The sequence below is a fragment of the Aquabacterium sp. TM01 genome, assembly GCF_057808345.1.
On the sequence record NZ_AP046529.1, the window covers coordinates 3,286,807 to 3,305,164 of the forward strand.

Below are 18,358 nucleotides of genomic sequence, written 5' to 3' on the forward strand. Positions count from 1 at the left end.
CGACATGCGGCCTCCGGGTTCAGGGCAGGGTGCGTGTCGGCAGGGCCTGACCCTCGTATTGCTGGACGCGCGCTCTCACGCGGGCGATGTCTGCATCCCGCGGCAGAATGAGCATCAGCACGCCCCCGCTGCGCAGGCGGGTGGCCCGCAACAGCACCTGAGCCTCACCCAGTGAGACATGGGCTTCGCGCACCGAGCGGCCCAGCGTGAGGCTGTGGCCGATGCGGCCCACGGCCACCAGCAGGGCATGCCCCTGCTCGGCCATCGCCACGCCATCGGCCCCGTCGGTCTGTGCCCACACCTCCCGGTTGGTCAGCGCGAAAACACAGGCACGCAGGGCCCCGGTCTGCGGGAGCAGCGCGTTCAGGTGCGCCGCCAAGCCCAGCGGGGCAGCCGACACCCCTGCGCCACTCACCACCGGCATCGGGGTCGGCGCGCGCGGTGCCGGTGGCGCCTCGGGCGTCCAGGACAGGGTCAGTCGATCGATCTGTGGCACCGCCCCGGGCGTGGCCGCTTGCGCCAGCCGGTTCCAGTAGGTCGCCATCAGCGTCCAGTTGGCCGCCACGGTCTGGCTGGCCGGCCCGACCTCCACCTGCCAACGCGAGGTGCGCGCCAGGGCCGACAGGCTCATCATCCAGTCAGGGTCACGCACCTGTGGCAGCGCCAGCACCGCCAACGGGCCATAGGGGTGCGCGGCCAGCAACTCGTCCCGCCAGGCAGCCACACGAGCTGCCACATCGGGCGGTGGCTGCAGGGCTCCCATGAGCACATGGGCCGTGGCCGCCCCGTTCAACTGCCGGCGCAAGGCCAACTGCTCGCGCGGCTCGGCCTGCACCGCACTCAGGTAGACCCGCAGCGTCCCGGAAGCCAGCGGACAGTCGAGGTAAGTCAGCGAAGCCAGCACCGTGCCAAAACCCTGACGTCGGATGCTCAAGGTCTGCAAGCGCCACCCCGAGCGCTCGCTCAAACCCTGCAAAAAGCTGTGCCCTGCCCCGGTGCCCAGGTCGTGCAGCAGCACGAAGGGGGCCACGCCCAGCTCGAAATGCTGTCGCAGGGCCTCGGACGGATCGCACACCACAAACAGCTCGCGCAAAGTGGGTGACACCTGCTTGCCCAGATCGCGCAAGGCCTGCGCCGGCGCCTGCTCTTCCATGATCTGTGTGGCGACCTGCGTGTGGCCACCCCAGCCGTCACGGCGGTCGCTGTCTTGTTCGTGTGCCATCCCTGCCCCTGTGCTTGATGTGTGCCAACGCGCCGCTGCGGCCACGCCCGCCTGATTGTTCTGTTTATTTTAATGGTTGGCGCGGCCTGGCTGCCTCAGATCAAAGCATGAACCACGCCACCCACGCCCACCCCATCGCCATGTTGAGGGCCAGCGCGCCCGACACCACCACGCCGAATCGCCAACCGCCCGACACCCAGGCCACCGAGCCCCGGGTGGTGCTGTTGACCGTCAAGGCCACCATCAAGCCCATCAACAGATGGCCTGCCGGCAAGGTGCCCGCCCCATACATGGCCAGCAGACTGGCCATGGGCGCTTGGGCATCGGCAATGGCGGCCACCCCGGTGCCCAGCAGCAAGCCGCCCACGCCCTGCTTTTGCGCATAACTCACCACGATGGCCCCGCCCACCAGCAGCAACGCCACCATCACCGCCTCACGCAGGCGCAGCACGCCCCCCTGACCCGAGGCAGCCACCGTCTCGCCCCCACCGTGTTGCCACAGCAGCGCCCCCAAGGACAACGGCAGGGCCACGCCCACAGCCATCAAGGGCAGAGTCACCGACAGGGCCGACGGCGCCACCACCAGGATCATCAGCACGATCTGCATCCAGGTGGCCGCTGTGGAGAGAATGGACGCGCACAGCGTCATGCGCAAAGGCACCTCGCGCTGACGAGCCAAGCTGCCCATGGCGCCAATGGTGGCCGTGCTCGACACGAATCCCCCCAGAAAGCCCGATACCGCCAGACCCGAGCGGGCGCCCAACAGGCGCTGGGCCACGTGGCTGGCGCCTTGCAGCACCAGAATGACGATGAGCAGCATGAGGCCGCGCTGAGGCGACAACTCGCCCAGCCAGCTCACCGGCTCACTGGGCATCAGCGGCAGCAACACCAGCGCCAGGGCCGCCAGCAACAGGCCGTCGTACAGCTCTTTTTCACTCAGCCAGGTGTGGGCGAAGTGGTGCAAACGGTCGCGTGCGGCCAACACCCCGGCCAGCAAGGCCGCACACGCGGCCGAGAGCACGGGCTCGGACACGGCCATCATGCCAATCAAGGTGGTGGCAATCAGCGACATTTCGGTGGTGATGCCCGGGTCGTCGTCACGCGAGCGCCAGTAGGACAAGGCCGCCATCACGGCCACGCTGCCCAGCGCGACGGCGGACAGCCACACCGACACGATCTGGGCGATCGCGCCCAGCAAAGCCACCACGGCGAAGGTGCGCAAACCGGCCGCGGCCCGATCGTGCCCGGTCCCCTTGCGACGTTCACGCTCCAGCCCGATCAACAGACCACAACCCAGCGCCACCGCCAGCCCCATCTGGGCCGGTGACAGAGAAAAACCGTCCACCTCGCGTGCTCCTTCATGCCATCGCTGCCAGTATGGCCCGTCCAGGGGGGATCGGGGTCAGGAAGTGCCCTGTGCTGCCTTAAACTGCGGTCTTTCCACGTGCCTGTCGTCCATGTCTGCCGCCTCCCCCGGAAACGCCTCCGCCCTGTTTGATTTCAAGAGCGCCACGCTCTCCCTGGAAGCCTTCCTGCTCCGCACGGCCAACCTGACATCGCTGGCCCAGGCGCTCGAAGAGCGTTTTGGCAGCACCCCCGACCTGTTCAATGGCGAGCCCGTGGTGATCGACCTCAGCCACCTCGCCAGCCTCGACCTGCACGTCAACTTCGCCGAGCTGATCGCGCTGCTGGCCCGCTTCAAGCTCAAGGTCATCGCCGTGCGCGGGGGCACCGTGGCCCAGACCCACTCGGCCCAGGAGGCCGGCCTGATCGAAGCCCCGGAAAGCCATGCGCATGCCGCCCGCGTGGAAACGGTCGTGCAGGAAGTCGTACGCGAGGTGATCCGCGAGGTGCCAGTGGAAGTGCCCGTGCACGTGCCCATGGCCGCCAGCACCATGTTCATCGACAAACCGCTGCGCTCAGGCCAGCAGGTCTATGCCAAGGGCGGCGACCTGATCGTGCTCGCGGCCGTCAACCATGGCGCCGAGGTCATTGCCGACGGCTCCATCCATGTGTATGCGCCCCTGCGCGGCAAGGCCATTGCCGGCGCCAAGGGCAACACCGAAGCCCGCATTTTTTCCACCTGCATGGAGCCGGAGTTGCTGTCGATTGCCGGCACCTACCGCACCACCGACAACCCGCTGCCCGACGACGTGACGGGCAAGCCTGCCCAAATCCGTCTGGAGGGTGAGCGCCTGGTTTTCGACCCCATTGCTCTCTGATTACTCGCATCTGAAAGGACCGCCAGACATGGCCAAGATCATCGTGGTGACCTCCGGCAAGGGGGGCGTTGGCAAGACGACCACCAGCGCCAGCTTTGCAGCCGGCCTCGCTTTGCGTGGCCACAAGACCGCCGTCATCGACTTTGACGTCGGCCTGCGCAACCTCGACCTGATCATGGGTTGCGAGCGCCGGGTGGTGTACGACCTGATCAACGTGATCCAGGGCGAAGCCAACCTCAACCAGGCCCTCATCAAGGACAAGCAGTGTGACAACCTGTTCATCCTGGCCGCCTCGCAGACCCGCGACAAGGAAGCCCTGACGCAAGAGGGCGTCGAGAAGGTCCTGCGTGATCTGGAGAAGATGGACTTCGAGTACATCATCTGCGACTCGCCCGCCGGCATCGAAACTGGCGCGCTGATGGCCATGCACTTTGCCGACGAGGCCGTGGTGGTGACCAACCCCGAAGTCTCATCCGTGCGCGACTCCGACCGCATCCTGGGCATGCTCAACAGCAAGACCAAGCGGGCGCAAGATGGTGCCGAGCCGATCAAGGAACACCTGCTGATCACCCGCTACAACCCCAACCGGGTCGAAGGCGGTCAGATGCTCTCGCTCGACGACGTGCACGATATCCTCAAGGTCAAGCTGATCGGCGTGATCCCCGAGTCGGAGACGGTGCTGAATGCCTCGAACCAGGGCATCCCGGCCATCCACATGAAGGGCACCGATGTGGCCGAGGCCTACAGCGACGTGATCGACCGTTTCATGGGGCAGGACAAGCCCCTGCGTTTCGTGGAAGCCGAGAAGCCCGGTTTCTTCAAGCGCCTGTTCGGAGGCAAGTGAGTCATGGGATTCCTCAACTTTTTCCTCGGCGAGAAGAAGCAGACGGCCACCGTGGCCAAGGAACGCCTGCAACTGATCCTCGCGCACGAGCGCAATGGGCGCTCGGCCAGCCCCACCTACCTGCCCGATTTGCAGCGCGAGTTGGTGGCGGTCATCTCCAAGTACGTGTCCATCAATGCCGATGACATCAAGGTGAACCTGGAGCGTCAGGACGACCTGGAAGTGCTGGAAGTGAAGATCGAACTGCCCGACGGCACCCGCTGACGGCATGGATCGCGACGGCCGGCGTGTCCGGCTGTCGCCCTGGTCTTGTTGCAGTGCACAATAGGCACTGTCATTGCGTCACGAGGGATTCGGGTCATGCGTTACGTCGTCTTCAACCAGAAGGGTGGAGTGGGCAAGTCCACCATCACCTGCAACCTGGCCGCCATCAGCGCCGCACAGGGCCTGCGCACCCTGGTCATCGACCTGGACCCGCAGGGCAACTCCACGCAGTACCTGCTGGGGGGGCCGCAGGAAGACGCCGAGGTCAGCGCGGCCGAGTTCTTCGACCAGACGCTCAAGTTCAGCGCCCGCCCCAAGGGGGCCGACGCCTATGTGGTGGGCACGCCGTGGGATGGGCTGGATGTGATGCCCTCGCACCCCAGCCTGGATGAGTTGCACAGCAAGCTCGAGTCGCGCTACAAGATCTACAAGCTGCGCGATGCGCTGGCCGAGCTGGCCGACACCTACGAGCGCATCTACATCGACACGCCCCCGGCGCTGAACTTCTACACGCGCTCGGCGCTGATCGCCGCGCAAGGCTGCCTGATCCCGTTTGACTGCGACGATTTCTCGCGCCGCGCGCTCTACACCCTGCTCGACAATGTGCAGGAGATCCGCGCCGACCACAACGACGAGTTGAAGGTGGCCGGCATCGTGGTCAACCAATTCCAGCCGCGCGCCACCCTGCCCCAAAAGCTGGTGCAGGAGCTGATCGACGAGGGCCTGCCCGTGCTGCAGCCCTATCTGAGCAGCTCAGTGAAAATCAAGGAATCACACCAGCAGGCGCGCCCCATGATCCACCTGGACGCCCGTCACAAGCTGACGCAGGAAATGATCGCCTTGCACGAGGCGCTGGCTGCCCGCGAAGCGGCCTGAGCGCGGCCACAACAGGCACAGCAAGGCACCGCTTCGCCCCCTCGCATCAGCAGCGCTGCCTCAAGCGCGCCGGACGAGGCGCCACAGGCGCTGCCCCAGCGTCACCAGAGCCAGCGTCACCGCCCCCACGATCACCCCGCCCACCCCATCGAGCACGGTGGGCGTGATTGCCTCCAGCAAGCCGCCCACCCCCGGCACGGTGCCGGCCGCGTGCGCGATGCCGTGCATCACGTCGTGCGCCCCGGGCAGGCCGTGCAGCACGATGCCACCGCCCACGAGGAACATGGCGGCGGTGCCCACCACGGACAGCGTCTTCATCATCACCGGTGCGGCGGCCAGCAAGCCCCGGCCCACGGCGGCTTTCAGCGCGCCACCGCGTTGCTGCAGGTACAGGCCCACATCGTCCATCTTCACGATGGCCGCGACCAGGCCGTAGACGCCTGCCGTGACCAGCAAGGCCACGCCAGACAGCACCAGCAACTGCTGGGTGAACGAGGCCGCCGTGACGGTGCCCAAGGTGATGGCGACAATCTCGGCCGAGAGGATGAAATCAGTGCGCACCGCGCCCTGGATCTTGTCGCGCTCGAAGGCCACCAGGTCCACGGACTCGTCTTTCAGCGCGGCGCTGAGCGCCTCGTGATGGGCGACATCCTCCTCGGAGCTGTGCAGCAGCGGGTGGGCGAGCTTTTCCACCCCTTCGAAGCACAGGTAGGCGCCGCCGATCATCAGCAGCGGGGTCACGGCCACGGGCAACCACGCGCTGATGGCCAGGGCCGCCGGCACCAGGATCACCTTGTTGCGCACCGAGCCCTTGGCCACGGCCCACACGACCGGCAGCTCGCGCTCGGCGCGGATGCCGGTGACCTGCTGGGCGTTGAGCGCCAGATCGTCGCCGAGCACCCCCGCGGTCTTCTTGGCAGCCAGTTTGGACATGGCCGCCACGTCATCGAGCATCAGGGTGATGTCATCGATCAGGATCAGCAAACTGGTACCTGCCATGGTATGTCTCTCCGTTTTTTTGTTTGAATGGGGTGGCGCCGCGCCAATCTCAGTGCGGCCTCACAGAGCGTCCAGGCTGTCGCGCAACTCGTCTTCCCAGCTCAGCAGCTCTTGCATGGACAGGTGCAGCCAGGCCATGGCCGCCTCGCCATGGGCGTGCCAATCCGCATCGGGGTCCAGGCCCTCGTGGCGGCGCATCAGCAACTCGGCCAGCAGGCCCACGGCGATGAGGGTGTGCACATCCGGGTCAATGCGTCCTTCACCAATGGCGTACAGGTCGTGGTGCAGGCGGATGGCCGCGGCCACGGTGGGCGAGAGGCGCCACACGCGGGCCACCAGCCCGCCCACCACGGCATGGTCGGTGCGGTGGTTGGCGTTCTCGGTCGCCACGTAGGAGCGGTCGATGCGGGCCGCAGCCTCCACCATGGTGGAAGGGTAGCCCTTGACACTTTGCACCAGCACCGGCAGCCCGACGTGGCAGAACAGGCCATAGGTGTGGGCCACATCGGCCGACATGCCCGGCAAGTGCCGCGCCATGAAGGCCATGGCCACGGCCCGCTTGGCCGAGCGCTCCCAAAAGCGCTGCAAGGCCGGGTGGTTGACGCGGATGGCACGCTGGGCCAAAAAGCGGGTCATGACCGTGGCGGTTTCATCCAGTCCCAGCAGGTTCATGGCCTGGCCGATGGTCTGCACCGGCTGGCCCACGTTGTACACCGGGCTGTTGGCGCAGCGCAGCAAGGTGGCCGACATGGCCACATCGCTGCCAGCAATGCGCGCCACCTCATTGAGATCAGGCTCAGGCTCGGCCATCACCTGCTGAAGGCGGGTCAACAACTGCGGGCAAGGCGGGATGACAATGTGCTGCAAAGGGCCGCTTTTACGGGCGCTGTCCAGTTCCAGCAAAATGTCACTGGTGCGCGTGGCGGGCGAGGCGAAAGTCATGTGGCGTTGAGGTTCTGCGAAATCAGTGTCGGCGCCCCTTGTCAGACGGCGCAGCGCCTCCAACGTGGACACGGCTGTCATCGTAGCCGTCCCGCCTTCGTTTTCTAAACCCAACTCGCGCATTGTGCGCATTGCGACCATGTCTGAGCTGCATCCTCATGCCCTGGCCGAGCGACTGGCCCGTAACCGCCTGAGCCGCCGCGACGCGATCTGGCTGTTTGGCGCTGCAACCGCCTCGCTGCAGGGTTGCGCGGTCTCGCCCGTGACCGGCGAACGCATCCTGGTGGGCATGAGCGAGGCCCAGGAGCAAGCGGTGGACCAGCAGCAGGCGCCCCACCAGTTTTCGCAAGACCTGGGCGCGATCCAGCACGCGCCGGTCAATGCCTATGTGAGCGAGGTCGGGCAGCGCTTGCAGAGCGTCAGCCACCGCCCGAACATGCCCTACTCCTACCGGGTGCTCAACGCCAACTACGTGAACGCCTACACCTTCCCGGGTGGGGCGATGGGGGTGACGCGCGGCATCATGGTCGACATGGACGACGAGGCCCAGCTGGCGGCCCTGCTGGGGCATGAGCTGGGCCATGTGAACGCCCGCCACACAGCGCAGCGTCAAGGCCAGTCCATGATCGTGCAAACGGTGATGGCTGGCGTGAGTGCCGCTGCGCAGAATTCCGGCTGGGCACCCTTGATCGGCCTGGGCAGCCAGGTGGGCGCCAGCGCGCTGCTGGCCAACTACTCGCGCAGCAACGAGCACGAGGCCGATGCCCTGGGGCAGGCCTACATGGTGCAGGCCGGCTACCCGGCCACGGGCATGACCCGCCTGCACGAGATGCTGGTGGGTGAAGAGAAAGAAGCGCCCTCGACCCTGGCCACGATGTTCTCGTCGCATCCGATGAGCACCGAGCGGCGCGACCGCGCGCGTGAAGCGGCCGAGACCACGTACGCCAGTAGCCTGAAGGCCACGACGCGACGTGAGCGTTTCATGGACAACACGGCCCCGCTGCGCCAGATCAAGCCTGCGATCCAGGCTTGCCAGAAGGGCGAGAGTGCGATGTCGGCCCGCCAGCTCGACGAGGCCTCTGGCCAGTTCCTCACCGCCCTGAAGCAAGCGCCCCGCGACTATGCAGCCAACCTGCGCATGGCCCAGTGCCTGCAAGCCCAGGGCAAGGCGGCCGACGCCCGCGCCTATGTCGACAACGCCCGCAACATCTACCCGCAGGAAGCGCAGTCGCACAAGCTGCTGGCCTCGCTGTCGCTGCAACAGCGCAACCCGCAAGCGGCTCTGCAGGCGCTCAACACCTTTGACCGCCTGCTGCCGGGTGACAGCGGCGTGCTCTTTCTCAAAGGCGTGTCGCTGGAGGCCATGGGACAGCGCGAGCAGGCGGCGCAGCACTATGCGGGCTACCTGAAGCAGGTGCGCGCTGGCGATGCCTCTCAGCACGCCTACACACGGCTCAAAGCCTGGGGCTACGCGAAGTAAAATCGTCGACATGGCCCTGCTGCTCGCGCCCATGGAGGGCCTGCTCGATTTCACGCTGCGCGATGCCCTGACCCGGGTGGGCGGGCTCGACCGCTGCGTCTCCGAGTTCATCCGCGTCACCGATGCCGTGCTGCCCGAGCGGGCCTATGTGCGCGTCATCCCTGAACTGCGACAGGGCAGCCGCACGGCGGCGGGCGTGCCCGTTCGGGCGCAGCTGCTCGGCTCCGACCCCATCTGCCTGGCCGACAACGCGGCTTTCCTGGCCACGCTGGGCCCGGCCGGCATTGATCTGAATTTCGGCTGCCCGGCCAAGGTGGTGAACCGCCACGGGGGCGGCGCGGCACTGTTGCAGGAGCCCGAACTGGTGCACCGCATCGTGCGCGAGGTGCGCCGTGCCGTGCCGGCCGACATGCCGGTGTCCGCCAAGATGCGCCTGGGGTTCGATGACGATGCGCAAGCCGAGGACTGCGCCCGCGCCATCGCCGAAGGCGGGGCCGACGAGCTGGTGGTGCATGCCCGCACCAAGGCCGATGGCTACCGCCCGCCCGCCTATTGGGATCGCATCGCCGATGTGAAGGCGTGCGTGAGCATCCCGGTCGTCGCCAACGGTGAGATCTGGACGGTGGCCGATGCGCGCCGCTGCATCGCCGTGTCGGGCTGCACCGACCTGATGCTGGGCCGCGGCATCGTCGCCGACCCCGGCCTGGCGCTGGCCATCCTGGCCGAGCAGGGCCTCACCCCGGACGCCCATGCGCCCACCTGGGAGACGCTGCAGCCGGTGTTGTGGCAGTTCTGGGAGCTGGTGCAAACGCGCATCGAGCCGCGCGCACGCACCGGGCGCATGAAACAATGGCTCAATTACCTGCGGCGGCGTTATCCTCAGGCCGAAACCGCGTACCAGGCTCTGCGCACGGTCACCGATTCGCGGCTGATGACGGACTGGCTGCAGACGCACCTGACCGCGCTGCACGCCCCGGACCGGCTTGCCGCCTGAACCTCACCCGCACACAAGAAGAAAGCCCCTGCCCGATGGCCATCCAATGGTTCCCCGGTCACATGAACGTGACCAAAAAAGCCATCACCGAACGCATGAAGGACATCGACGTGGTGATCGAGTTGCTCGACGCCCGTCTGCCCGGCTCCAGCGCCAGCCCGATGCTGGCCGAGCTCACCGGCCATCGCCGCAAGCTCAAGGTGCTCAACAAGCAGGACCTGGCCGACCCGGTGCGCACCGAGGCCTGGCTGGCCTGGTACAACGCCCAGCCCGACACCCGTGCCATCGCACTGGACGCCAGCGACACCGCCCCGGCCCAGCGCCTGATCAAGGCCTGCCGCGAACTGGCCCCCAACCGGGGCGGCATGGACAAGCCCTTGCGCGTGCTGATCTGCGGCATCCCCAACGTGGGCAAGTCCACCTTGATGAACACCCTGGTGGGCAAGAAGGCCGCCAAGACCGGCGACGAAGCGGGCGTGACACGCATCGAGCAGCGCATCAACCTGGCCAGCGACTTCTACCTGTTCGACACGCCCGGCATGCTGTGGCCCAAGATCACGGTGGAGCGCAGCGGCTACCACCTGGCCGCCAGCGGGGCCGTGGGCCGCAATGCCTACGACGAGGAAGAGGTGGCGCTGGAGTTGCTGAGCCGCCTCAAAGGGCCTTATCCTGAGCTGCTGGCCGCGCGCTACAAGCTCGACGATGCCAGCGCCATTCCCGGCCTGCACGACGACGTGCTGCTGGAACTCATCGGGCGCAAGCGCGGTGCCGTCATGAGCGGTGGACGCGTCAACCTGACCAAGGCGGCCGAGATCGTGCTCAACGACTTCCGCAGCGCCATCATGGGCCGCATCACCCTCGAATCTCCCGACGAGTTCGAGGTGTGGTGGGCCGAAGGGGTGGCGCTGGAAGTGGAGCGGCAGCGCAAGAAGGCAGCGCGCTTGCACAAGAAAAAGAAGGGCCCGGCCACCACCGCGCCCGCCGACGAATTCAACGAACCCGACGATGAGGCCTGAGCCTTCCCGTGGCCGCGTGCCCGAGGCTCATGCCCTGATCCACCCACACAAGGACCTTCATGGCTTCCACCCCTGAACACATCAGCATGGCGCTGTTTTGCGACTTCGAAAACGTCGCACTCGGCGTGCGCGATGCCAATTACGAGAAGTTCGACATCAAGCGCGTGCTGGAACGCCTGCTGCTCAAAGGCAGCATCGTCGTCAAGAAAGCCTATTGCGACTGGGAGCGCTACAAGGGTTTCAAGGCCGCCATGCACGAGGCCAATTTTGAGCTGATCGAAATTCCGCACGTGCGCCAGTCGGGCAAGAACTCGGCCGACATCCGCCTGGTGGTGGACGCGCTTGACCTTTGCTATACCAAGTCGCACGTCAACACTTTCGTGATCATCTCGGGCGACTCGGACTTTTCACCGCTGGTCTCCAAGCTGCGCGAGAACGCCAAGTACGTGATCGGTGTGGGCGTCAAGCAGTCCACGTCCGACCTGCTCACGGCCAACTGCGACGAGTTCATCTTCTACGACGACTTGGTGCGTGAGAGCGCCCGCGTGGACGCCCGTCGCAACACGCGCAACAACCAGCCCGCCGTCAAGCGCACGCCCGAGGAAGAGCAACGCCGCCGCGCCGAGTTGGATGCCCGCCGCACCAAGGCGGTGGAAATGGCCTTGGAAACCTACGAAGCGCTGGTCACCGACCGCGACGAAGGCGGCAAGATCTGGGCCTCGGTGCTCAAGGAAGCCATCAAGCGCCGCAACCCCGGCTTCAACGAGAACTATTACGGCTTTCGCACCTTCGGCAACCTGCTGGAAGAGGCCAAGGCCCGCGGGTTGCTGGAATTTGGTCGCGATGAGAAGTCGAGCGCCTTCGTGTTCCGCGGCACCGGCCTGATCGCCTTGCCCGAGGCCTTGAGCCCTGAAGCGTTGGCCGAAGACCTGGCTGACAACGGCCATACCGAGCTGGTTGCACCGACCGACACCAGCGATGAGCACGGCGCGCCCGCACAAGAGGCCGTCGTCTCGGAACGCGAACCGCGTGGCGAAGCCGGCCGCACCAGCACGCGTGAGGGTGAAGGGCGCGGACGCCGTCGTGGACGCGGCCGTGACCGCGACCGTGACCGCGGTGAAGCCGGGGACGGCGCACGGAGCCCGTCACGCGAGACCGCGCCCGTGCCGACGCCTGCCCAGGAGGCCCCTCAGGCTGAAACGTCGGTGTCCACCTCGGCGGCGCCCGCTCAGGAGCCCCGCACGGCCGCAGAGCCTGTCTTGAGCGCACCTGAGCAGGTACCCAGCACTGGGGAAGCGGGCGAGGCACGTCGCCGCAGCCGCGGTGGACGCGCCGGCACGACGACCCGTCGCGGCAAGGCCGACGCCGCCACGGCCGAAGCCCCTCGCGTCGCAGCGCCTGAGCCCGCCCCGGTGGTGGCCGATGCCCCCGCCGCGCGCGCTGAAGCACCCGATACCGCAGCCGCCCCCAAGGCAGCACCTGCAGCCAAGAAAACCCGACGGGCACCGGCCAAGAAGGCCGCCCCGCGTGCGCGCAAGACCAGCGCGCCCAGCGAAGACGCTTGAGTCGCCGAAGGGGCCCTCAGCCCCTTCAGGTGGCCGACTCGGTGTCCGGCAGCCAGAACCAGAATGTGGCGCCCTGCCCCACCTGGCTTTCGGCGCCCACACGGCCGCCGTGTCGCGCCACGATGCGCTGCACCAGCGTCAGCCCCAGACCGGTGCCTTCGAATTCGCGGTCCTCATGCAGGCGCTTGAAAGGCGCAAACAGATCCGAGCGCCGCGCCGCATCAAAACCCACGCCGTTGTCCTGCACGGTCACCTTCACCCCGCCGTCGTGCGTCTCGGCCCACACCCGCACCTGCGGCTGGTCCGCGCGCCGTGAGAACTTCAAGGCATTGCCCAGCAGGTTGATCAGGGCCTGGCGCAACAAGGCCTTATCGCCGTGCACCACCGGCAAAGGTGCCACCTGCACTGGGCGAGCATGCCCCTCACCGTGAGACAGTTCCAGCTGCTGAACCGACTCCTCGACCAGGGCTTCCAGAGCGACCGGCTGACAGCGCACCTCGACGTTGACCACGCGCGCCAGCGCCAGCAGGTCGGACACCAGATCGGACAGGTTCGCGGACTGCTTCTGGACAGCTTCAAACAGGCGACGGGCGCGTGGGATGTCCCCCACTTCCAGCGCAGACAGGGCCACCCCCGACAGGCCCGACATGCCGCCCAAAGGCCCGCGCAGGTCGTGCGACACCATGCTGTTGAAGGACTCGAGCGAGGCGATGATCTCGCGCATCTCGCGGGTGCGCTCCAGCACCCGCTGCTCCAGCGACTCATTGAGGTCACGCAGGTGTGCGCGCATGCGCCCCATGGTGCCCGACATCACGCCCATCCCGGCCAAAGCAAAGGGCACCGCCGACCAATACCGCAGCTCGACCTGGTTCAGGCCCAGCGCGGCCGCCCCCGCGACCATCGGGATGTACAGACACAACATGGCCGCCGCAATGCCATGCCCGGCCCCAGGCTCGCGGCGCATCGCACCGAAGCTCAGGGACCCCAGATAGGCAAAGACAAGGGCGGTCAGCGCATTGGCCATGAGGTTTTCGTACCCTGGCCACAAGGGACGGGCCGCGATCAGGCTCAGGTAAGCCAGCCAGGTCAAGCCGAAGGCGGCCCAGGGGCCGGGCCGCGCATGCCCGGTGTACAGGCGACCACCCGCCACCAACGCCCCCATGGTCGAGAAGCCCAGCACCAAAGTGACCAGCTGGAAGCCATCTCCCAGCGGCGAATGCATGGCGGCCAGCAGCACCGGTGCGGCGGTGTTCATGATGCCGGCGGCCAGATAGGTGACACCCCACCAGCCCAAGCCCCACTCCGGACGGCCATGGCGAAAACGTAAAAAAACTGCGGCAACGAACAACTGCACCAAACCGGCGGCAATCGCGAAACCTTCCGAGAACGTCAATGGAGGCATGCTGTGACCGAGAAATTCAGACAGTCAGTGTCGTCGCATTCTTCGCGCCAAGCGGTCGGCTTTTCCCTCGCACCCCACCCAAATGGGGGATACACCCACGCTGAAAGACCCGCGACCTTCAACGCCGCGTGGGGATGCGCCAAACGACGACGCAGCCGATCAGGCCGGCGATCAGCACCGCCGCCTGTACCCCGGGCCGCTCGGCCAGTTGCCAAGCGGACACGCCCACCATCAAGGCCATCATCCCCGAGGCCAGCCATTTGATGCGCAGCGGCAGGGTGTGGTGCGCCTCCCAGTCACGCACCATCGGGCCCAGCCAGCGGTGCTGCACCAACCATTGGTGCAAGCGTGGCGAGGCTTTGGCAAAACAGGCGGCGGCCAGCAGCACGAAGGGCGTGGTGGGCAGGCCTGGCAACACCGCTCCCAGCAGACCCAGCAGCAACGAGAGCAGACCCGCCCCCACCAGCAAGGCGCGCTGCAGGCGGGCACGGGCCGAGATGCGGTCCGATGACAGGGCGGGCTCAGGCGTGGGCATGCCGAGCATTGTCACCCAGCCGTGTGACGGCCAGCGCGTACGCCCACAGGCTCACCTCAGCACGAGGGCGCCCTGGTACAGCAAGCCGACCCCAAGCGCGACATGGGCGAGCACCGTGACCCAGTAGGTGGCCTGGAAGGCCGCCTTGCGAGACTTGTGGCGCAGCATCTGCTGGGCGATCCGCGCCCCTGGCCAGCCACCCAGCAAGCTCCACAGGTGCAGGGTTTTTTCAGGGATGCGCCATTGCCCCTTCTGCGCCGCCCACTTGTCGCGCCAGTAGACGACAAAGGTCCAGACATTGAGCCCTAGCCACGCGGGCACCACCCAGGCAGGCAGGCGCTGCGTGGCACTGGCCCAGCCCAGCACGGCGCCCCAGAGCAAGGCGGCCAGCAGAATCGGCCGCAACCACGGATCCCGAGGCGCCGGCGGGCGAGCTTCGGGGGGCGCTCTGCGCCGCGCTGGCGTGGCGGCGGGCGTGGACGTCGGCACCCGATCGCGGGTGCGCGACACCATCTCTCGCACCGCCACGGCACGCGGGCCCTTGCCGCCCACATGGACCAGCTCATACATCACAAGCTGCCCCACCTGGGGCGTCCAGCCCCGCTGCACATCCTTCACATGGAAGAACACGTCCTGCGTCCCTGCCGCGCCTTGGATGAAACCGAAGCCACGGTCCACCTCCCAACGGATCACTTTGCCTGTCTTGTTCATGATGTAAAAAAAGGGGCCGAAGCCCCTGGTGTGTCTCAAGCCGTGATCACTTGGCCCAATTGCCGTCCTTCAGGCCCGTGATCTTGTTGAACACAGGCTTGCCAGGCTGATGGTCCAGGCGGTCAGCGACGAAGTAGCCGTGGCGTTCGAACTGGAACTTCTGATCAGGCTGCGCGGCGGCCAGCGAAGGCTCGACGTAGGCTGTGACCACCTTCTTGCTGTCCGGGTTCAGCGCGGCCAGGAAGTCCTTGCCGCCGGCATCGGGCTGTGGGTCGGTGAACAGGCGGTCGTAAATGCGCACCTCGGCAGCGACGCCATCGGCCACGCCCACCCAGGTGATGGCGGCCTTGACCTTGACCGAGTCGGCGCCGGGCGTGCCGCTCTTGGTGTCGGGCACCAGGGCGGCCAGCACCTCGGTGACGCGGCCGTCGGCATCCTTGGTGCAGCCCGTGCACTCGATGACGTAGCCGCCCTTCAGGCGCACCTTGTTGCCCGGGAACAGGCGCTTGTAGCCCTTGGGCGGCACTTCTTCAAAGTCCTCGCGCTCGATCCACACTTCCTTGCCGATCGAGAAGTGACGCGTCGGGGCTTCCTGGCCTTCTGGCGGATGCGGCAAGGCCGGCAGCGCGCAAGGCTCCAGATGCCCGGCGCCCATCACTTCGTCCCAGTTGCTCAGGGTCAGCTTGACGGGGTCGAGCACAACCATGCCGCGGTGCGCCTTGTTTTCCAGGTCGTCACGCAGGGCGATGTCGAGCGTGCTGTAGTCGATCCAGCTGTCGGACTTGGTCACGCCAATGCGCTCGGCAAACAGCTGCAGCGACTCGGGCGTGTAGCCACGGCGACGCAGGCCGACAATGGTGGGCATGCGTGGGTCGTCCCAACCGCTCACCGTGCCTTCGTCCACCAGTTGCTTGAGCTTGCGCTTGCTGGTGATGACGTAGGTGAGGTTCAGGCGCGCGAACTCGTACTGGTGCGGCGTGGGCTGCTGCAGCAGGCCACCTTCGGCCAGACGCACCAGCAGCCAGTCATAGAACGGGCGCTGGTCTTCGAATTCGAGTGTGCAGATCGAGTGGGTGATCTGCTCGAGCGCGTCCTCGATGGGGTGCGCGAAGGTGTACATCGGGTAGATGCACCACTTGTCGCCCGTGTTGTGGTGGGTCGCACGGCGGATGCGGTAGATGGCCGGGTCACGCAGGTTGATGTTGGGCGAGGCCATGTCGATCTTGGCGCGCAAGACCATGCTGCCATCGGCGTGCTGACCGTCGCGCATCTCGCGGAAGCGCGCCAGATTTTCGGCCGGGGTGCGGCTGCGGAACGGGCTGTCCTTGCCGGGGGTGGCGAAGTCGCCTCGGTTGGCGCGCATCTCTTCGGGCGTCTGCTCGTCCACATAGGCCAGGCCGGCTTCGATCAGGTACTCGGCGGCGCGGTACATGAAGTCGAAGTAGTTGCTGGCGTAGTAGAAGTGCTCTTGCGCCTGGCCGTTGAAGTTCGATTGCCAGTCAAAGCCCAGCCACTTCACCGCATCGATGATGGCGTTGACGTATTCGGTCTCTTCCTTCTCGGGATTGGTGTCGTCAAAGCGCAGGTGGCAGACGCCGCCATAGTCACGCGCCAGCCCGAAGTTCAGGCAGATGCTCTTGGCGTGGCCGATGTGCAGGTAGCCATTGGGCTCGGGCGGGAAGCGGGTGCGGATCTTGGCCGGGTCCGGCTCGCCGGCGGCGTGGTGGGCGGCATCGCCCGGGGTGCCGGCCCAGCGGCGGCTGGCGTAGGTGCCCTGTTCCAGGTCGCGGTCGATGATCGCGCGCAGGAAGTTGCTGGACTTGGCGGGGGTGTTGTCGTCGGTCGGGGCGTTCATCCCTCGATTCTACGGGGCCCCTGGTCAGATGAGGCTGTGCGCGCTATAAGGAAACCCTGTTCACCTGCACTCTCGACCACCATGGGCAACGGCAAAGACAAGGGCAAAAGCAAGGACAGCAGCAGCAAGGCCAGCGACAAGGGCAACGGCAAAGCCGGCAAGAACGGCAAGGAGCCGGGCACCTTGAGCAAGAAGGACTACGAGGATCTGCTGGAGCCCTTGCAGATCGAACTCAACGGCATGGCGCGCTGGCTGGCCCACCACGGCAAACGTCTGGTCGTGCTGTTTGAAGGTCGCGACACCGCCGGCAAGGGTGGCGCCATCAACGCCATCGCCGATTGCCTGAGCCCGCGCCAGTGCCATGTGGTGGCCATGAGCAAGCCCTCCGAAGAGGAGCAAGGGCAGTGGTATTTCCAACGCTATGTGCCGCACCTGCCCACCGCCGGGCAGATCACCTTGTTTGACCGCAGCTGGTACAACCGCCCCGGCGTGGAAACCGTGATGGGGTTTTGCAAGCCACAGGACACGGAGCACTTCTTCAAGCAGGCCCCGGTGTTCGAGCAGCTGCTGGTGGACGATGGCATCTTGCTTTTCAAGTACTGGCTCACGGTGGACCAGGCCCAGCAGGAAGAACGCTTTGCCGAACGCCGCGAAGACCCGCTCAAGCGCTGGAAGCTGTCACCGATTGATCTGGTCGCGCGTGAAAAGTACGAAGACTATGGCCGCGCCCGCGATCGCATGCTGGAGGCCACCCACACCAAGCAGGCCCCGTGGACGCTCGTGGACTTCAATGACCAAAAGCTGGGGCGCCTGACCCTGATCCGCCACCTGCTTGATCACCTGCCCGACACCCAGGTGCCTGAGCAGACCATCGACTTCCCGCCCCTGCCTGGCAAGCCCACCCAGGAGTCCTTCAAAGGGCCCCTGAAACCGATTGTCTCGTTCAAGCTGCCGAAGCCGGCGGATTGAGGGGCGCAGGCGAGCAGGTGCCGTCCGCGTCCGGAGCGGCAGGTTGGGACTGGCTCCTCTCCTGGGCCCGCTCCGCATAGCGGTTGAAACGCCAGGCCGTGCCTTCGGCCGTGATGCGTCGCCAGGTGGCGCGCTTCTCGGCGGGGCTCATTTCGGGCCAGTGCTGCACCTCGGCAAAGGTGCGGCCGCAGCCTTTGCACAGGGCGTCGCCCTGGCTGGTCGAGCAGATGGCGATGCAGGGCGTGTCGGGCAGGCTGTCGTACCAGGCCAGCCATGGGCCGTGGAACTGCGCGGGCATGCTGGCCTCGTCACACTCCACTTCTTGATGCTGGTCGAGCAGCGCCAGCAAGGTGCTCAACTGCGCAGTTGCGTCCTGCGGCGTCCAACCTGCGACCGGCACATCGCGGCCGTGCCACCAGTGCAGCGCAGCCTCAATGTCGGTACGGTGGATGCCAGCCATGG

The 18,358-nt window shown here is 66.5% G+C and carries 18 protein-coding genes; 9 read left to right on the top strand and 9 right to left on the bottom strand.

Going from position 1 to position 18,358, the window contains the following annotated elements; genetic code table 11:
- Window positions 1-19: 19 nt before the first annotated feature.
- Together AC3WW4_RS15205 and AC3WW4_RS15210 are read right to left on the bottom strand one after the other, a co-directional pair.
- Entirely contained in the window at window positions 20-1,222 is a 1,203-nt protein-coding gene (locus tag AC3WW4_RS15205) for a hypothetical protein (RefSeq protein WP_488829294.1), read from the bottom strand.
- A 100-nt stretch (window positions 1,223-1,322) separates the two neighbouring features.
- A complete protein-coding gene (locus tag AC3WW4_RS15210; protein ID WP_488829295.1) occupies window positions 1,323-2,567 on the bottom strand; it encodes an MgtC/SapB family protein in 1,245 nt (414 codons plus the stop codon).
- A 112-nt stretch (window positions 2,568-2,679) separates the two neighbouring features.
- On the opposite strand from AC3WW4_RS15210, the gene minC reads away from it, so the two are divergent.
- The 4 genes from minC (at window position 2,680) to AC3WW4_RS15230 (ending at window position 5,428) form a co-directional block, all read left to right on the top strand.
- Window positions 2,680-3,444, top strand: a complete 765-nt coding sequence (gene minC / locus AC3WW4_RS15215) for a septum site-determining protein MinC (RefSeq protein ID WP_488829296.1) — start codon at window positions 2,680-2,682, stop codon at window positions 3,442-3,444.
- 28 nt (window positions 3,445-3,472) lie between these two features.
- Window positions 3,473-4,288, top strand: coding sequence for a septum site-determining protein MinD (minD, locus tag AC3WW4_RS15220; protein WP_488829297.1), 816 nt, complete (start codon window positions 3,473-3,475; stop codon window positions 4,286-4,288).
- A gap of 3 nt (window positions 4,289-4,291) precedes the next feature.
- Entirely contained in the window at window positions 4,292-4,552 is a 261-nt protein-coding gene (gene minE / locus AC3WW4_RS15225; protein ID WP_488829298.1) for a cell division topological specificity factor MinE, read from the top strand.
- Window positions 4,553-4,648: 96 nt separating this feature from the next.
- On the top strand, window positions 4,649-5,428 hold the full coding sequence (locus AC3WW4_RS15230) for a ParA family protein (protein WP_488829299.1): 780 nt from the start codon (window positions 4,649-4,651) through the stop codon (window positions 5,426-5,428).
- Between the two features lie 60 nt (window positions 5,429-5,488).
- Here AC3WW4_RS15230 and AC3WW4_RS15235 read toward each other — a convergent pair whose 3' ends face one another.
- Window positions 5,489-6,427, bottom strand: a complete 939-nt coding sequence (locus AC3WW4_RS15235) for a DUF808 domain-containing protein (protein ID WP_488829300.1) — start codon at window positions 6,425-6,427, stop codon at window positions 5,489-5,491.
- A 60-nt stretch (window positions 6,428-6,487) separates the two neighbouring features.
- Complete coding sequence (locus AC3WW4_RS15240; RefSeq protein ID WP_488829301.1) at window positions 6,488-7,369, bottom strand: HDOD domain-containing protein; 882 nt, start codon at window positions 7,367-7,369, stop codon at window positions 6,488-6,490.
- 139 nt (window positions 7,370-7,508) lie between these two features.
- On the opposite strand from AC3WW4_RS15240, the gene AC3WW4_RS15245 reads away from it, so the two are divergent.
- From AC3WW4_RS15245 to AC3WW4_RS15260, 4 genes are read left to right on the top strand one after another with little or no spacing between them, the layout of a single operon-like run.
- Entirely contained in the window at window positions 7,509-8,849 is a 1,341-nt protein-coding gene (locus AC3WW4_RS15245) for a M48 family metalloprotease (RefSeq protein WP_488829302.1), read from the top strand.
- Between the two features lie 10 nt (window positions 8,850-8,859).
- Window positions 8,860-9,843, top strand: coding sequence for a tRNA dihydrouridine synthase (locus AC3WW4_RS15250; protein ID WP_488829303.1), 984 nt, complete (start codon window positions 8,860-8,862; stop codon window positions 9,841-9,843).
- 35 nt (window positions 9,844-9,878) lie between these two features.
- On the top strand, window positions 9,879-10,859 hold the full coding sequence (gene ylqF, locus AC3WW4_RS15255) for a ribosome biogenesis GTPase YlqF (RefSeq protein WP_488829304.1): 981 nt from the start codon (window positions 9,879-9,881) through the stop codon (window positions 10,857-10,859).
- A gap of 59 nt (window positions 10,860-10,918) precedes the next feature.
- Window positions 10,919-12,424: an NYN domain-containing protein gene (locus AC3WW4_RS15260; RefSeq protein ID WP_488829305.1), complete on the top strand. Its 1,506-nt coding sequence runs from the start codon at window positions 10,919-10,921 to the stop codon at window positions 12,422-12,424.
- Window positions 12,425-12,449: 25 nt separating this feature from the next.
- Here the strand turns inward: AC3WW4_RS15260 and AC3WW4_RS15265 are convergent, their stop codons facing one another.
- The 4 genes from AC3WW4_RS15265 to AC3WW4_RS15280 all read right to left on the bottom strand — a co-directional run bounded on the left by AC3WW4_RS15265 (window position 12,450) and on the right by AC3WW4_RS15280 (window position 16,927).
- Window positions 12,450-13,826 (bottom strand): sensor histidine kinase, encoded by a 1,377-nt coding sequence (locus tag AC3WW4_RS15265; protein WP_488829306.1) that lies wholly within the window; start codon window positions 13,824-13,826, stop codon window positions 12,450-12,452.
- A 118-nt stretch (window positions 13,827-13,944) separates the two neighbouring features.
- Window positions 13,945-14,361 carry a YbaN family protein gene (locus AC3WW4_RS15270; protein ID WP_488829307.1) on the bottom strand — a complete coding sequence of 139 codons (417 nt, stop codon included), beginning with the start codon at window positions 14,359-14,361 and terminating at the stop codon, window positions 13,945-13,947.
- Between the two features lie 51 nt (window positions 14,362-14,412).
- A complete protein-coding gene (locus AC3WW4_RS15275) occupies window positions 14,413-15,072 on the bottom strand; it encodes a DUF1294 domain-containing protein (RefSeq protein ID WP_488829308.1) in 660 nt (219 codons plus the stop codon).
- A 46-nt stretch (window positions 15,073-15,118) separates the two neighbouring features.
- Window positions 15,119-16,927: a glutamine--tRNA ligase/YqeY domain fusion protein gene (locus AC3WW4_RS15280; protein ID WP_488829309.1), complete on the bottom strand. Its 1,809-nt coding sequence runs from the start codon at window positions 16,925-16,927 to the stop codon at window positions 15,119-15,121.
- Window positions 16,928-17,008: 81 nt separating this feature from the next.
- Between AC3WW4_RS15280 and ppk2 the strand changes: the two genes are divergently transcribed.
- The gene (gene ppk2, locus AC3WW4_RS15285) at window positions 17,009-17,896 is read left to right on the top strand and encodes a polyphosphate kinase 2 (protein ID WP_488829310.1); all 888 of its coding nucleotides are present in this window, start codon (window positions 17,009-17,011) and stop codon (window positions 17,894-17,896) included.
- Here the strand turns inward: ppk2 and AC3WW4_RS15290 are convergent.
- On the bottom strand, window positions 17,871-18,356 hold the full coding sequence (locus AC3WW4_RS15290) for a DUF1289 domain-containing protein (RefSeq protein WP_488829311.1): 486 nt from the start codon (window positions 18,354-18,356) through the stop codon (window positions 17,871-17,873). The genes ppk2 and AC3WW4_RS15290 overlap by 26 nt on opposite strands.
- Window positions 18,357-18,358 lie beyond the last annotated feature (2 nt).

Excerpts from the sequence above, each read along its gene's own strand:
- AC3WW4_RS15205 (WP_488829294.1), bottom strand. The coding sequence starts at position 1,222 with ATGGCACACGAACAAGACAGCGACCGCCGTGACGGCTGGGGTGGCCAC.
- minC (WP_488829296.1), top strand. The coding sequence starts at position 2,680 with ATGTCTGCCGCCTCCCCCGGAAACGCCTCCGCCCTGTTTGATTTCAAG.
- minD (WP_488829297.1), top strand. The coding sequence starts at position 3,473 with ATGGCCAAGATCATCGTGGTGACCTCCGGCAAGGGGGGCGTTGGCAAG.
- minE (WP_488829298.1), top strand. The coding sequence starts at position 4,292 with ATGGGATTCCTCAACTTTTTCCTCGGCGAGAAGAAGCAGACGGCCACC.
- AC3WW4_RS15230 (WP_488829299.1), top strand. The coding sequence starts at position 4,649 with ATGCGTTACGTCGTCTTCAACCAGAAGGGTGGAGTGGGCAAGTCCACC.
- AC3WW4_RS15235 (WP_488829300.1), bottom strand. The coding sequence starts at position 6,427 with ATGGCAGGTACCAGTTTGCTGATCCTGATCGATGACATCACCCTGATG.
- AC3WW4_RS15240 (WP_488829301.1), bottom strand. The coding sequence starts at position 7,369 with ATGACTTTCGCCTCGCCCGCCACGCGCACCAGTGACATTTTGCTGGAA.
- AC3WW4_RS15245 (WP_488829302.1), top strand. The coding sequence starts at position 7,509 with ATGTCTGAGCTGCATCCTCATGCCCTGGCCGAGCGACTGGCCCGTAAC.
- AC3WW4_RS15250 (WP_488829303.1), top strand. The coding sequence starts at position 8,860 with ATGGCCCTGCTGCTCGCGCCCATGGAGGGCCTGCTCGATTTCACGCTG.
- ylqF (WP_488829304.1), top strand. The coding sequence starts at position 9,879 with ATGGCCATCCAATGGTTCCCCGGTCACATGAACGTGACCAAAAAAGCC.
- AC3WW4_RS15260 (WP_488829305.1), top strand. The coding sequence starts at position 10,919 with ATGGCTTCCACCCCTGAACACATCAGCATGGCGCTGTTTTGCGACTTC.
- AC3WW4_RS15265 (WP_488829306.1), bottom strand. The coding sequence starts at position 13,826 with ATGCCTCCATTGACGTTCTCGGAAGGTTTCGCGATTGCCGCCGGTTTG.
- AC3WW4_RS15270 (WP_488829307.1), bottom strand. The coding sequence starts at position 14,361 with ATGCCCACGCCTGAGCCCGCCCTGTCATCGGACCGCATCTCGGCCCGT.
- AC3WW4_RS15275 (WP_488829308.1), bottom strand. The coding sequence starts at position 15,072 with ATGAACAAGACAGGCAAAGTGATCCGTTGGGAGGTGGACCGTGGCTTC.
- AC3WW4_RS15280 (WP_488829309.1), bottom strand. The coding sequence starts at position 16,927 with ATGAACGCCCCGACCGACGACAACACCCCCGCCAAGTCCAGCAACTTC.
- ppk2 (WP_488829310.1), top strand. The coding sequence starts at position 17,009 with ATGGGCAACGGCAAAGACAAGGGCAAAAGCAAGGACAGCAGCAGCAAG.
- AC3WW4_RS15290 (WP_488829311.1), bottom strand. The coding sequence starts at position 18,356 with ATGGCTGGCATCCACCGTACCGACATTGAGGCTGCGCTGCACTGGTGG.